Here is a 13,266-nt window from a genome sequence, read left to right on the forward strand (position 1 = left end):
GCAGCGGTGTGGGATCAGCCCTCGCTGACGCCCAGCTTCTCCAGGATCAGCTCCTTGACGCGGGCCGCGTCGGCCTGACCCCGGGTCGCCTTCATGACCGCGCCGACCAGGGCGCCGGCCGCGGCCACCTTGCCACCGCGGATCTTGTCCGCGATGCCCGGGTTGCCGGCGATGGCCTCGTCGACGGCGGCGGTCAGCGCGCCCTCGTCGGAGACGACCTTCAGGCCGCGCTTCTCGACGACCTCGTCCGGGGTGCCCTCGCCCGCGAGGACGCCCTCGATGACCTGTCGGGCCAGCTTGTCGTTCAGGTCGCCGGAGTTCACCAGCTCGGCGACCCGGGCGACCTGCGCCGGGGTGATGGCCAGCTCGTCCAGCGACTTGCCCGACTCGTTGGCGCTGCGCGCCAGTTCGCCCATCCACCACTTGCGGGCGGAGGCCGCGTCGGCACCGGCGTCGATCGTGGCGACGATCGGGTCCAGCGCGCCGGCGTTGAGGATCGCCTGCATGTCGGTGGCCGAGATGCCCCACTCCGCGAGCAGGCGGGTGCGGCGGGCCAGCGGCATCTCCGGCAGCGCGGCGCGGATCTCCTCGACCCACTCGCGCGAGGGCGCCACCGGGACGAGGTCGGGCTCCGGGAAGTACCGGTAGTCCTCGGCCTCTTCCTTCGTCCGGCCGGACGTGGTGCTGCCGGTGTCCTCGTGGAAGTGGCGGGTCTCCTGGACGATCGTGCCACCGTTGCCGAGGACGGCCGCGTGCCGCATGATCTCGAAGCGGACCGCACGCTCCACGGAACGCAGGGAGTTGACGTTCTTCGTCTCCGAGCGCGTGCCGAACTTGTCGGCGCCCTTGGGCATCAGCGACAGGTTCACGTCGCAGCGCATCTGGCCCATCTCCATGCGGGCTTCGGAGACGCGCAGCGCCCGGATCAGCTCGCGCAGCTCCCGGACGTACGCCTTCGCCACCTCGGGGGCGCGCTCGCCGGCGCCCACGATCGGCTTGGTGACGATCTCGATGAGCGGGATGCCCGCGCGGTTGTAGTCGAGGAGGGAGTGCTGCGCGCCGTGGATACGGCCCGTGGCGCCGCCGACGTGCGTCGACTTGCCGGTGTCCTCCTCCATGTGGGCGCGCTCGATCTCCACGCGGAAGGTCTCGCCGTCCTCCAGCTGCACGTCGAGGTAGCCGTTGAAGGCGATCGGCTCGTCGTACTGGGAGGTCTGGAAGTTCTTCGGCATGTCCGGATAGAAGTAGTTCTTCCGGGCGAAACGGCACCACTCGGCGATCTCGCAGTTCAGCGCGAGACCGATCTTGATCGCGGACTCGACGCCGATCCGGTTCATCACCGGAAGCGCGCCGGGCAGGCCGAGGCAGGTCGGGCAGGTCTGCGAGTTGGGCTCGGCGCCCAGCTCGGTCGAACACCCGCAGAACATCTTGGTCTTGGTGCCGAGTTCGACATGGACCTCGAGGCCCATGACGGGGTCGTACGACGCCAGCGCGTCCTCGTACGACACCAGGTCGGTCGTGGTGGTCACGATGAAACTTCCCTCTCAGCCCAGCAGGACGTCGTCGTCGCCCAGCCGCTTCAGCTCGCGGTAGAGGATGGCGAGGCCGGTGACGATCGCGACCGCGGAGACGGTGGCGTCGATCAGCCGCAGCGTGTCGTGCTCGGCGCGGGCCTTCTTGATCTGCTTGGCGACACCGACCGCACCGAAGGCGGTGGTGGCCATGGACAGGTACGTACCGGACTTGGACTTCTTGAAGCCCTTGGCCTTCGACAGTGCGCTACTCACAGCGACGGAGCCTCCTCCAGGAGCGGGTGCCCCCACTTTTCCACGAAGGCGGCCTCGACGGCGGCACCCACCTTGTACAGGCGGTCGTCCTTCATCGCCGGGGCGATGATCTGCAGGCCCACCGGGAGGTTGTCCTCCGGGGCGAGACCGCAGGGCAGGGACATGGCCGCGTTGCCCGCCAGGTTGGTGGGGATGGTGCACAGGTCCGCGAGGTACATCGCCATCGGGTCGTCGGCGCGCTCGCCGATCGCGAAGGCGGTGGTCGGGGTCGTCGGGGAGACGATCACGTCGACCTGCTCGAAGGCCTTCTCGAAGTCCCGCGTGATGAGCGTGCGGACCTTCTGCGCGGAGCCGTAGTAGGCGTCGTAGTAGCCGCTCGACAGGGCGTACGTGCCGAGCATGATGCGGCGCTTGACCTCGGGGCCGAAGCCCGCCTCACGGGTGAGGGAGGTGACCTCCTCGGCCGAGTGGCCCCCGTCGTCGCCGGTCCGCAGGCCGTAGCGCAGGCCGTCGAAGCGGGCGAGGTTGGAGGAGCACTCGGACGGCGCGATCAGGTAGTACGCCGACAGCGCGAGGTCGAAGGACGGGCAGTCCAGCTCGACGATCTCGGCGCCCAGCTCCTTCAGCAGCTCGACGGACTCGTCGAAGCGCTGGATGACACCGGCCTGGTAGCCCTCGCCGCGGAACTGCTTGACGACACCGACGCGCATGCCCCGCACCGAGCCGTTGCGCGCGGCCTCGACGACCGGCGGGACCGGGGCGTCGATGGAGGTGGAGTCGAGCGGATCGTGGCCGGCGATGACCTCGTGCAGCAGGGCCGCGTCCAGGACCGTACGGGCGCAGGGGCCGCCCTGGTCGAGGGAGGACGAGAACGCCACCATGCCGAAGCGGGAGACCGCGCCGTACGTCGGCTTCACGCCGACCGTGCCGGTGACGGCGGCCGGCTGGCGGATGGAACCGCCGGTGTCGGTGCCGATGGCGAGCGGGGCCTGGAAGGAGGCGAGCGCTGCGGAGGAGCCGCCGCCGGAGCCGCCGGGGATCTTGGTGAGGTCCCAGGGGTTGCCGGTCGGGCCGAAGGCGCTGTTCTCCGTCGACGACCCCATGGCGAACTCGTCCATGTTGGTCTTGCCGAGGATGACGACGTCGGCGGCCTTCAGACGCTTGGTGAGCGTCGCGTCGTACGGCGGGATCCAGCCCTCGAGGATCTTCGAGCCGACGGTCGTGGGCACGCCCTCGGTCGTGAAGATGTCCTTGAGCGCGAGCGGAACGCCGGCCAGCGGGCCGAGCTTCTCGCCGCGGGCGCGCTTCTCGTCCACGGCGCGGGCCTGGGCGAGGGCGCCCTCGCGGTCGACGTGCAGGAAGGCGTGCACCTTCTCGTCGACGGCCTCGATGCGGGCGAGGTGGGCCTCGGTGACCTCGACGGCCGTCAGCTCGCCGGAGGCGATCTTCTCGGCGATCTGCGCGGCGGTGAGCTTGATGATGTTGCTGTCCGTCATGGCGGTCACTCCTCCCCCAGGATCTGCGGCACCTTGAAACGCTGCTGCTCCTGGGCCGGGGCGCCGGAGAGCGCCTGCTCGGGGGTGAGCGACGGACGGACCTCGTCCGCCCGCATGACGTTCGTCAGCGGGAGCGGGTGCGAGGTCGGCGGTACGTCTTGGTCGGCGACCTCGCTGACGCGGGCCACCGCGCCGATGATGTCGTCCAGCTGTCCCGCGAAGTGGTCGAGTTCTTCGGGCTTCAGCTCCAGACGCGCCAGCCGGGCGAGGTGGGCGACCTCCTCGCGCGTGATGCCAGGCATGCAGCGATCCTCTGGGGTGAGTGTGTGTGGTTTGGGGCCAATCCTATGGGGCGGGGCACGGTGACCGTGAAACGGTTTGCCGAGGCCCCCGCTCGTCACCCCCGGCGGCCCTCCCAGACCTCGCTCTTGAGGAAGTGGTTGTCGTACCGGTCCTGCACCTCGAGGATGCTCTCCGGGGTGGCCTCGCCGAGGCGGATGCGCTGGAGGTGGCGGAAGTACTCGAAGCGCTCGATGCCCGGGGTGAAGACGATGAGGATGTCCGCGGTGGCCTCCGGGACGGCGGCGAAGGCGTGCGGCTTTTCCGGCGGGACGATGACGAGATCGCCGCGCTCGGCGGTGACGATGTCGTCGCCGGAGAGGATCTCTGCGCACCCGTCGAGCAGGTAGAACATCTCTGCCCCGTTGTGGTGGAGGTGGGGCCGTGCGCCGTCGGCACCCTCCGCCAGGGTGACGCGCACGGTGGACAACGCCCCTCCGGTCGCGCTGTGGTCGGCCAGCAGCTGGACGCCGACGGGGGTGCTCCCGACCACCTCGGCCTCGGCGCCGCGGACGATCACGGAGTCGTCGAACTTCGGCACGAACAGTGACATGGCTTCTCCCTCTGTGGTGTCGTCAGACCGCGAAGAGCAGTCCGGCGCTGATCAGGACGACGACTGCCGTGGCGAAGTGAATCCCGAAGGCCACGGCCTTGGCGCCACCGTGACGCAGCACTATCAACGTGTCTCCGAGCGGTACGAGTGCCACGGCGAGCATGAACCACGCCTCGGCCTGCGCCCCGGCGAAGGCCAGCAGCGCCAGACCTATAAGGCCGAGGGTGCCGTCGCGCACCCCCTTGATGGACAGATAGGCGCCGGCGTCGCCGCCGGGGTCGGCGGGGACGCCGTAGCCGGCCGCAGCGGGGCCGGGCTGGAACCAGAACCGGTAGCCGAGGAACACGCACAACAAGTCGAGCAGGACGGCGAGCGTGTACGCGGTGACAGTCATGCCGAGAACTCCTTGCTAGCAGCGCTAGTGACAAGAGCGAAGCTAGCAGAGCATCGACAAGACGTCTAGCACTGCTAGGATTTCGAGCATGTCGATCCAGAGGCGCCGGGAGCGCGAACGGGCGGAACGCGAGCGGCTGATCGTCACGGCCGCACGTGAGCTGGCCGAGGCGGAGGGCTGGGACGCGGTGACCACGCGCCGGCTGGCCGCCGAGATCGAGTACAGCCAGCCGGTCCTGTACAGCCACTTCAAGGGCAAGGGCGCGATCATGGCGGCGGTCGCGATCGAGGGCTGCGCCGAGCTGGCGGCCGAGCTGCGCGTGGCGCGCACGTCGGCACGGGGAACGCGGGAGGCCCTGGCGGCGGTGGGCGAGGCGTATACGGTCTTCGCGCGGCGCAGGCCCGCCCTGTACGACGCGGTGTTCACCCACCCGGTGGACCTGCCGTTCGCCACGCCGGAGGCTCCGGCGCCCCTGCGCGAGGCGTTCGGCGAGCTGTTCCAGGCGGTCGAGCCGATCGCGGCCGAGGACGACGACCCGGGGCTCCTCACCGAGACCTACTGGGCCGGCCTGCACGGCCTGGTCACCCTGCTGCGCAGCGGCCGCCTCCCGGAACACGCCCACGAAACCCGCCTGGCCCTGCTGATCGACCACTTCACGGCGGACACAACCTGAGCCGAGCACAGCCGCAGCCGCCAACGGTGATCAGCCCCCACGAGAAACGCCACGCAACAGACGGCCCGCAGCCGCCGACGACGAACAGCCCCCACGGCAAAGGGCCACCACTCGGCGGAGTCGCACGGGCGGGCCGGTGGGAAAGCGCCGCGCGACAGACGACCCGCAGCCGCCGACGGTGAACACCCCCCACGGGAAACGTCCACCCTCCAGCGGAGCCGCACGGGCGGGCGGGTGGGAAAGCTGATCGGCGGCAGACTTACTCGGCGGCCGGAAGCGCGGCCCGCGGCCGCTGCCACCCGCGCGACCCCCGCGCCGCCAGCCACGCCGTCGTCTCCTCGGGCGGCATCGCGGCGGCCACCAGCCACCCCTGCACCGCGTCGCACCCGAGATCCCGCAGCCGCTCCCAGGTCTCGTCGTCCTCCACACCCTCGGCGACGACCACCAGCCCCAGCGAGTGCGCCAGATCCACGGTGCACCGCACGATCTCCGCGTCCTCGGCGTCCACCGCCAGCCGCGCCACGAAGGACCGGTCGATCTTCAGCTCGCTCACCGGCAGCCGCCGCAGGTGCACCAGGGACGAGTAGCCCGTGCCGAAGTCGTCCAGGGACATCTTCACGCCGTGCCCGGTGAGCCCGGCGAGTGTGTCGGCGGCCCGCTGCGGGTCCTCCAGGAGCACGTGCTCGGTTATCTCCAGTTGGAGCGCTCCCGCGGGAACTCCGTGCCGGGCCAGCCGCGCGGCGACGGAGCCCGCGAAACCGGGCGTGTGGACGTCGCGCGGGGAGACGTTGACGGCCACCGGCACCCGCAGCCCCTGGGCCCGCCACCGGGCGACCTGCCCGAGCGCGGTCTCCAGCACGTACTCCGTCAGATGGGGCATCAGCCCCGAGGACTCGGCTATCGCTATGAACTCGTCCGGCGGCACCTTCCCCCGCTCGGGATGCACCCACCGCACCAGCGCCTCGAGCCCGGCCACCTGCCCGTCGAAGCGGACCTTCGGCTGGTAGTGCAGCTGCACCTCGTGCGCGTCCAGCGCCCGCCGCAGGTCGCCCAGCAGGCCCAGCCGGTCCGGGGTGTTGGAGTCCCGCTTGGACTCGTAGACCTCCACGCCCGTACGGTCCCGCTTGGCCTGGTACATCGCCACGTCCGCGCGCCGCAGCAGCCCCTCGGCGTCCAGGGCGTGGTCCGGGAAGACGGCGACGCCCGCGCTGGCCTCCAGGACGAGGGTGAGCCCGTCGAGGTCGAGCGGGGAGCTGAGGGCGGCGACGAGGCCGCGGGCGACCCGCGTGGCCGACGTGGTGGAGTCGGCGACGGGCAGTAAGACGGCGAACTCGTCACCGCCGAGCCGGGCGGCCTCCGCTCCGCGCGGCAGGGCGAGCCGGAGCCGGTCGGCGATCTGCAGCAGTAGCCGGTCACCGGCGAGATGACCGAGGGTGTCGTTCACCGACCGGAAGCGGTCGAGGTCGATCAGCATGAGGGCGGAGCGCGCGCCGATGCGCTCGGCGTCGTCGAGGGCGGTCCAGATCCGCTCCAGCAGCCACTGCCGGTTGGGCAGTCCGGTCAGCGGGTCGCGCAGCTGCTCCTCCGCGCGGGCCCGGGCCATCCACAGGGTGGAGTCGAGGGCGACCAGCGGGACGGCGAACAGCGGGAGCAGGACCGGCTGGGCGTCGGCGACCACGCACACCAGGGGCGCGATGCCGAGCAGCGCCGCGGCGACCAGGCCCTGTCGGACCAGGGCGGTGCGGGCGACGGTGGGCAGTCCGCCGGCGCGCGGCGCATGCAGGTACCACAGCAGGCCGCGGCTGACCGCGAGATAGGCGCCCGCGGCGAACACCACGGCGGGCGCGGTGCCGATGCTCCACGTGTCGGGCCGCCAGGGCTCCTCGACGCTCGGTACGCGGCCGAAGGCGCCGAGGACCAGCGCGCCGGCGCCGATGCCGAGGATGTCCACCGCGCCGTGCAGCACTCCTTGGCGCCAGCGGTGGCGCCTGGCTATGCCGACCAGGACGACGACGGTGAGGCTGACCATGCCGGCCGGCACCCACCCGTACAGCAGCAGCACGGCGAGGGTGAGGGCGGCGCCGGAGCCGGTGCCGCCCCACCAGCGGGCGCGGCCGAGCATGACGAGGTGGCCGACGATGACGCCGGTGAGCAGGGCCAGTGACCAGCCGACCGTGCCGGAGGGGAAGAGCGCGTGGTCGCCGGCGAAGGCGCGGTAGAAGCCGACCCCGAGGGCCAGTCCGGCGGCGGCCACGACGCCCGCGGGCAGGGCGGGCCAGGACAGGTTCCGTTCGGGCTCGGTGCCGGGCAGACCGCGGGCGGGCTCGATGGCCAGGGGGACGGTGGTGGGTGCCTCGGTCGCGGTGCCCGGTGCGGCCTGACGGGCGTGGAGGCCTGTGAGTTCGGCCACCCGGCCGGTCCACCGGTTCCCCCGCCACGCGACCGTGCGGCGGCGCAGACGCAGCCGTGAGTCCGGGGGGGGCGCTCTCGGTCGGTTCCATTCCCGTCCCTCTCACAGCCGGCGGTGCCCGCGCCACGCGGCCCGATGCCCGACAACCATCAGCGGCTCCGCGTCGATTTGCCCTTCCCCGCCCCGTTTTGCGGGCACGGGGATGCCCCAGCCGCAGCTGGGCACGGCAGGTGCACACCTCAACAGTAGGCCGCGGAAGGCTTCCTCGGGCAGCGGTCGTCGACGGTTGCCCGAATACGCCCGGGCCACCCCTATGCAACTGATATGCGCCGATCGGGTGGCCTTCAACCGCTACTCCCCGGTCGGAAGCGCGACTTCGGCCGCCGCCTCGGGGCCCTGCTCCAGGAGGACGCCGAATCCGTCCTCGTTCAGCACCGGAACCTTGAGTTGCATCGCCTTGTCGTACTTCGATCCGGGGTTTTCACCCACGACCACGAACGAGGTCTTCTTCGACACCGAACCGGTCACCTTGGCACCCCGGCTCTGGAGCGCCTCCTTGGCGCCGTCCCGGGTGTGGTTCTCCAGGGTGCCGGTGACGACGACGGTGAGCCCCTCCAGCGGGCGCGGGCCCTCGTCCTCGCCGGTCGACTCCTCCTCCAGCGGGACTCCGGCCGCCTTCCACTTGGCGACGATCTCGCGGTGCCACTCCTCGGCGAACCAGTCCTTGAGCGCGGCGGCGATGATGGGCCCCACGCCGTCGGTGTTCGACAGCTCTTCCTGACTGGCCTGTTCGATGCGGTCGATCGAGCGGAACTCGCGCGCGAGGGCCTGCGCCGCGACCGGGCCGACGTGCCGGATGGACAGGCCGTTGAGGAACCGGGCGAGCGGGCGCCGCTTGGCCGCCTCGATGTTCTCCAGCAGGGCGAGGGTGTTCTTCTTCGGCTCGCCCTTCTGGTTGGCGAAGACCGTGACGACCTTCTCCTCGCCGGTCTTCGGGTCCCGCTTGGGCAGACCGCTGTCCGGGTCGAGGACGTAGGCCTTGATGGGCAGCAGCTTCTCCACCGTCAGGTCGAACAGGTCGCCCTCGTCCACCAGCGGCGGGTCGGCCGGCTCCAGCGGGCGGGTGAGCGCGGCGGCGGCCACCGCGCCGAAGTGCTCGATGTCCAGGCACTCGCGCCCGGCGAGGTAGGAGACACGCTCCCGCAACTGGGCCGGGCAGGTGCGCGCGTTCGGGCAGCGGAGGTCGATGTCGCCCTCCTTCATGGGCCGCAGCGGCGTCCCGCACTCGGGGCACTCGCTCGGCATCACGAACTCCCGCTCGGTGCCGTCGCGCAGGTCGACCACCGCGCCGAGGATCTCCGGGATGACGTCACCGGCCTTGCGGATGACCACGGTGTCGCCGATGAGCACGCCCTTGGCCTTGACGACCTCCTGGTTGTGCAGGGTGGCGAACTCGACCTCGCTGCCCGCGACCGTGACCGGCTCGACCTGGGCGTACGGCGTGACACGGCCGGTGCGGCCGACGCCCACCTTGATGTCGATGAGCTTGGTGTTGACCTCTTCCGGCGCGTACTTGTAGGCGATCGCCCAGCGCGGGGCACGGGCGGTGGAACCGAGGCGGCCCTGCAGGCGGATCTCGTCCAGCTTGACCACGACGCCGTCGATCTCGTGCTCCACGGAGTGGCGGTTCTCGCCGAAGTGGGCGATGAACGCGCGCACGCCGTCGAGGTCGTCGACCACCTTGTTGTGCCGGGAGGTGGGCAGGCCCCAGGTCTTGAGCAGGTCGTACGCCTGGGAGAGGCGGGTCATGCCCTTGTAGCCCTCCAGGGCGCCGATGCCGTGGACGACCATGTGCAGGGGGCGGGTGGCGGTGACGCGCGGGTCCTTCTGGCGCAGCGAGCCGGCGGCGGCGTTGCGGGGGTTGGCGAAGGGCTTGTCGCCGGCCGCGACCAGACGGGCGTTCAGCTCCTCGAACTTCTCCATCGGGAAGTAGACCTCGCCGCGGATCTCCACGAGGTCGGGGACGCCGTCGCCCTGGAGGCGGTCCGGGATCTCCGCGATCGTACGGACGTTCGGAGTGATGTCCTCGCCGGTGCGGCCGTCGCCCCGGGTCGCCGCGCGCGTGAGGCGACCGCGTTCGTAGGTGAGGTTGACGGCCAGGCCGTCCACCTTCAGCTCGCAGAGGAAGTGGTACTCCTGGTCGCCCAGTTCGCGCGCGATGCGGTCGGCCCAGGCGGCGAGTTCGTCGTCGTTGAAGGTGTTGTCCAGGGACATCATCCGCTGACGGTGCTCGACCGCCGTGAACTCCGTCTCGTACGACCCCGCGACCTTCTGGGTCGGCGAGTCCGGGGTGCGCAGCTCCGGATACTGCTCCTCCAGCGCCTCCAGCGACTTCAGGAGCTTGTCGAACTCCGCGTCACTGATGACCGGAGCGTCCTTCACGTAGTACCGGAAGCGGTGCTCCTCGACCTGCTCCGCCAGCCGGGCGTGCTTCTCCCGTGCCTCGGCGGGCACCGCCGTCTGTGCCTGCTGCTTGTCGCCGGCCACCGTGTCGTCCTCCCGTTACTCTGGGTTGTCCGCGAGGGATCTCGCCGCCCGGACGCAGTGGGCGAGCACCTGGCGTGCGTAGGCGGGGGAAGCGCCCGCGAGACCGCACGCCGGGGTGACCGTGACCGCCTCCGCGAGCAGTCCGGGATGCAGCCCCAGCCTGCGCCACAGCGTCCTGACACCCATGACGCTACCGGCAGGGTCTGACAATGGGCCGTCCGTGCCCGGCACGACACCGGCGAACAGGCGGGTGCCGCCCTCGACGGCCTCGCCGAGGGTGTCGTCGTCACGTTCGGTGAGGAGCGAGAAGTCGAAGGAGACGGCCGCGGCGCCGGCTCGGCGCAGCAGGGCGAAGGGGACGTCGGGGGCGCAGGAGTGGACCACGACGGGTCCGCCGCCGTGCACCCCGATGACGTCCCGCAGGGTGGCCTCCACGGCCTGCCGGTCCACGGCGCGGTGCGTGCGGTAGCCGCTGGCGGTCTTCACCTGGCCGCGGAGCACGGCGGTGAGGGAGGGCTCGTCGAGCTGCAGGACGAGCCGGGCGCCCGGGGTCCGGCGCCGTACCTCGGCGAGGTGCAGGCGCAGCCCCTCCCCCAGCGAGGCGGCGAGGTCGCGGCGGGCACCGGGGTCCGAGAGGGCGGCCTCGCCGTTCTTCAGCTCCAGGGCGGCGGCCAGCGTCCACGGCCCGACCGCCTGCACCTTCAGATCGCCCTCGTACCCCTGGGTGAACTCCTCGAGGGCGTCGAGGTCCTCCCCCAGCCAGGACCGCGCCCGTCGGGTGTCCCGGCCGGGCCGGTCGCCGATCCGCCAGCCGCTGGGCTCCACGCGCGCGTACAGCTCGACGAGCATCCCCGCGGTGCGGCCGATCATGTCGGCGCCGGGCCCGCGAGCGGGCAGCTCGGCGAGGTACGGGAAGTCCTCGAAACTCCCGGTGACGGTCTTGGCGGCCTCCCGGGCGTCCGTACCCGGCATGGACCCGACCCCGGTGGCCCCCGGAAACCTGAACACGCTGATTTCGCTCACTCAGGCAGGGTACGGAACGCCGGCGGACGCCCTCACAACCAGTGGGCGCCGTACTGGTGCAGGAGGGCACACAGGCCCTCCGGGTCAGCCACCGCGAGGTTGTTGCGGAAACGGCCACGTTCCCAGGCGACGTCGGTACGGCCGTGGAGGCTGCCGGCGCCGGTGAACTCGCCGTCGACGTCCAGCAGGGCCACCGTCAGGCCGCCGTGGCATCGGCAGATGTCGCCGGTGAACTCGCCGGAGGTGGTGAGCGCGCGCAGCCGCGTGAGGTCGGCCGGGGCGAACAGCTCGCCGAGGACGGGCCGGTCGGCGAGCGGGCCGCCCGCGTCCCCGCCCGCCAGGATCAGCGCGGCCTCGGTGCGGGACCAGACCTCCTCGAGCCAGGCGCGGATCTCGTCGCCGCTCGCCCCGTTCCTGCCGAGTGTCACCGGCCCGGCCGGACCGTCAGGTCGTTGATCTCGGCGTCTCGCGGGAGGTCGAGGGCCGTGAGGATGGTCGTGGCGACCGACTCCGGGTCGATCCACCGCGCGGGGTCGTAGTCCTTGCCCTCCTGCTGGTGGACCTTGGCCTGCATGGGGCTGGCGGTGCGGCCGGGGTAGACGGAGGTGACGCGGACGCCGTTGCCGTGTTCCTCCTGGCGGAGGGCGTCGGCGAGGGCCTTCAGCCCGTGCTTGGAGGCGGCGTACGCGGCCCAGCCGGCGTGCGCGCTGAGCCCCGCCCCGGAGTTGACGAAGATCACGTGCCCGCGCGCCGCACGCAGCTGGGGCAGGAAGTGCCGGGTCAGCTCGGCGGGCGCGATCAGGTTGACGTTGAGCTGGTGGTGCCAGGACTTGGGGGTCAGCTCGCCGACCTCGCCGAGGTCCACCACACCGGCGATGTGCAGCAGGGAGTCGACCCGGTCCGGCAGCGTCTGGTGGGAGAACGCCCAGGACAGCCGGTCGGGGTCGGCGAGGTCGCCCACCAGCGTCCGCGCCCCGGGGAACTCGGCCGCCAGCTCCTTCGCCCGGCCCGCGTCGCGCGCGTGCAGCACGACTTCGTCCCCGCGCGCGTGCAGACGGCGGGCGACGGCCGCGCCGATGCCGGAACCGGCCCCGGTGATCACATGAGTAGCCATGCCCGCCATGCTCGCATCACCGTGCGCGCAGTGAGTCCTCCAGGTAGGCCAGTGCGCCGACCGGCTCGTCGGCGAAGAACACCAGCTCGGACAGCGGACGCGGCAGGAAGCCCTCCGCCTCCATGCGGCGGAACTGCTCCTTGAGGCCGTCGTAGAAGCCGGCCGTGTTCAGCAGCACCACCGGCTTCTCGGTGCGCCCGTGCTTCTTGAGCTCCAGGATCTCGGTGGCCTCGTCGAGCGTGCCGGTGCCGCCCACCATGATCACCACGGCGTCGGCCTTCTCCAGCAGCAGCTTCTTGCGCTCGGCGAGGTCGGCCGCGACGAGCATCTCGTCGGCCCCGGGCCGCGCCTTCAGCGCGAGGAACTCCACGGAGACGCCCAGCAGCCTGCCGCCCGCCTCCGCCACCCCGTCGGCGACCACCTTCATCAGACCGACGTCGGAGCCGCCCCACACCAGGGTGTGCCCTCCCTTGCCGATCAGTTCCGCGAACTCGCGCGCGGGGCGCGTGTAACGCTCGTCGAGGTCGGCGGCGGAGAGGAAGACGCAGATGTTCATCCCCCCACCGTACGCGGGAAGAATCACGCGCCATCGAGTGCTGTCCCGGTATGAGCGACGGACACACGATCACCATCGAGAAGAGCGAGCGGCACGTGCGCGTGGTCCGCGGCGACCAGGTGCTCGCGGAGAGCGACCGTTCCCTGGTGCTGCGGGAGACGGGCTGTCCCCCGCGCTACTACATCCCCGCCGAGGACGTGCGCCTCGACCTGCTCACGCCCTCGGACACGCACACCGTCTGCCCCTTCAAGGGCACCGCGTCCTACTGGTCGCTGCCGGACGCGCCCGATCTGGTCTGGGCGTACCCGGACCCGAAGCCGGGCGTGGCGGAGATCAAGGACCACTACTGCTTCTACGACACCGACGTGTCGTAG

The 13,266-nt window shown here is 71.5% G+C and carries 13 protein-coding genes and 1 pseudogene; 2 read left to right on the forward strand and 12 right to left on the reverse strand.

The window, feature by feature from the left end:
• Nucleotides 1–14: 14 nt before the first annotated feature.
• The 6 genes from gatB to ABZ865_RS26695 form a co-directional block, all read right to left on the reverse strand.
• Nucleotides 15–1,532: an Asp-tRNA(Asn)/Glu-tRNA(Gln) amidotransferase subunit GatB gene (gene gatB / locus ABZ865_RS26670; protein ID WP_361235460.1), complete on the reverse strand. Its 1,518-nt coding sequence runs from the start codon at nucleotides 1,530–1,532 to the stop codon at nucleotides 15–17.
• Between the two features lie 12 nt (nucleotides 1,533–1,544).
• Nucleotides 1,545–1,787, reverse strand: coding sequence for a hypothetical protein (locus tag ABZ865_RS26675; protein WP_023546573.1), 243 nt, complete (start codon nucleotides 1,785–1,787; stop codon nucleotides 1,545–1,547).
• Entirely contained in the window at nucleotides 1,784–3,283 is a 1,500-nt protein-coding gene (gatA, locus tag ABZ865_RS26680; protein WP_361235238.1) for an Asp-tRNA(Asn)/Glu-tRNA(Gln) amidotransferase subunit GatA, read from the reverse strand. Before gatA ends, ABZ865_RS26675 begins: the two co-directional genes overlap by 4 nt.
• A 5-nt stretch (nucleotides 3,284–3,288) precedes the next feature.
• Complete coding sequence (gene gatC / locus ABZ865_RS26685) at nucleotides 3,289–3,585, reverse strand: Asp-tRNA(Asn)/Glu-tRNA(Gln) amidotransferase subunit GatC (RefSeq protein ID WP_006130840.1); 297 nt, start codon at nucleotides 3,583–3,585, stop codon at nucleotides 3,289–3,291.
• Between the two features lie 95 nt (nucleotides 3,586–3,680).
• Nucleotides 3,681–4,175, reverse strand: a complete 495-nt coding sequence (locus ABZ865_RS26690; RefSeq protein WP_361235241.1) for a cupin domain-containing protein — start codon at nucleotides 4,173–4,175, stop codon at nucleotides 3,681–3,683.
• Between the two features lie 22 nt (nucleotides 4,176–4,197).
• Nucleotides 4,198–4,569, reverse strand: a complete 372-nt coding sequence (locus ABZ865_RS26695; protein WP_361235244.1) for a DUF4267 domain-containing protein — start codon at nucleotides 4,567–4,569, stop codon at nucleotides 4,198–4,200.
• Between the two features lie 88 nt (nucleotides 4,570–4,657).
• Between ABZ865_RS26695 and ABZ865_RS26700 the strand changes: the two genes are divergently transcribed.
• Entirely contained in the window at nucleotides 4,658–5,242 is a 585-nt protein-coding gene (locus ABZ865_RS26700; protein WP_361235247.1) for a TetR/AcrR family transcriptional regulator, read from the forward strand.
• A 259-nt stretch (nucleotides 5,243–5,501) separates the two neighbouring features.
• Here the strand turns inward: ABZ865_RS26700 and ABZ865_RS26705 are convergent.
• From ABZ865_RS26705 to ABZ865_RS26730, 6 genes and pseudogenes are all read right to left on the reverse strand, one after another.
• A pseudogene (locus ABZ865_RS26705) lies at nucleotides 5,502–7,743 on the reverse strand (bifunctional diguanylate cyclase/phosphodiesterase).
• A 260-nt stretch (nucleotides 7,744–8,003) separates the two neighbouring features.
• Nucleotides 8,004–10,199: an NAD-dependent DNA ligase LigA gene (gene ligA, locus ABZ865_RS26710; RefSeq protein ID WP_361235250.1), complete on the reverse strand. Its 2,196-nt coding sequence runs from the start codon at nucleotides 10,197–10,199 to the stop codon at nucleotides 8,004–8,006.
• 15 nt (nucleotides 10,200–10,214) lie between these two features.
• Nucleotides 10,215–11,222, reverse strand: coding sequence for a methionine synthase (locus tag ABZ865_RS26715; protein ID WP_361235253.1), 1,008 nt, complete (start codon nucleotides 11,220–11,222; stop codon nucleotides 10,215–10,217).
• 32 nt (nucleotides 11,223–11,254) lie between these two features.
• The gene (locus ABZ865_RS26720) at nucleotides 11,255–11,650 is read right to left on the reverse strand and encodes a hypothetical protein (protein WP_361235256.1); all 396 of its coding nucleotides are present in this window, start codon (nucleotides 11,648–11,650) and stop codon (nucleotides 11,255–11,257) included.
• Nucleotides 11,647–12,345 (reverse strand): SDR family oxidoreductase, encoded by a 699-nt coding sequence (locus ABZ865_RS26725; protein WP_361235259.1) that lies wholly within the window; start codon nucleotides 12,343–12,345, stop codon nucleotides 11,647–11,649. Before ABZ865_RS26725 ends, ABZ865_RS26720 begins: the two co-directional genes overlap by 4 nt.
• A 7-nt stretch (nucleotides 12,346–12,352) precedes the next feature.
• Nucleotides 12,353–12,892 (reverse strand): TIGR00730 family Rossman fold protein, encoded by a 540-nt coding sequence (locus tag ABZ865_RS26730; protein ID WP_361235262.1) that lies wholly within the window; start codon nucleotides 12,890–12,892, stop codon nucleotides 12,353–12,355.
• A 50-nt stretch (nucleotides 12,893–12,942) separates the two neighbouring features.
• Here ABZ865_RS26730 and ABZ865_RS26735 point away from each other — a divergent pair, with 50 nt between their 5' ends.
• Nucleotides 12,943–13,266, forward strand: coding sequence for a DUF427 domain-containing protein (locus ABZ865_RS26735; RefSeq protein ID WP_361235265.1), 324 nt, complete (start codon nucleotides 12,943–12,945; stop codon nucleotides 13,264–13,266).

This window comes from Streptomyces sp. NPDC047085 (assembly GCF_040643735.1).
Classification (GTDB): domain Bacteria; phylum Actinomycetota; class Actinomycetes; order Streptomycetales; family Streptomycetaceae; genus Streptomyces.

Excerpts from the sequence above, each read along its gene's own strand:
- gatC (WP_006130840.1), bottom strand. The coding sequence starts at position 3,585 with ATGCCTGGCATCACGCGCGAGGAGGTCGCCCACCTCGCCCGGCTGGCG.
- ABZ865_RS26690 (WP_361235241.1), bottom strand. The coding sequence starts at position 4,175 with ATGTCACTGTTCGTGCCGAAGTTCGACGACTCCGTGATCGTCCGCGGC.
- gatA (WP_361235238.1), bottom strand. The coding sequence starts at position 3,283 with ATGACGGACAGCAACATCATCAAGCTCACCGCCGCGCAGATCGCCGAG.
- ABZ865_RS26695 (WP_361235244.1), bottom strand. The coding sequence starts at position 4,569 with ATGACTGTCACCGCGTACACGCTCGCCGTCCTGCTCGACTTGTTGTGC.
- ABZ865_RS26725 (WP_361235259.1), bottom strand. The coding sequence starts at position 12,345 with ATGGCGGGCATGGCTACTCATGTGATCACCGGGGCCGGTTCCGGCATC.
- ABZ865_RS26700 (WP_361235247.1), top strand. The coding sequence starts at position 4,658 with ATGTCGATCCAGAGGCGCCGGGAGCGCGAACGGGCGGAACGCGAGCGG.
- ABZ865_RS26730 (WP_361235262.1), bottom strand. The coding sequence starts at position 12,892 with ATGAACATCTGCGTCTTCCTCTCCGCCGCCGACCTCGACGAGCGTTAC.
- ABZ865_RS26735 (WP_361235265.1), top strand. The coding sequence starts at position 12,943 with ATGAGCGACGGACACACGATCACCATCGAGAAGAGCGAGCGGCACGTG.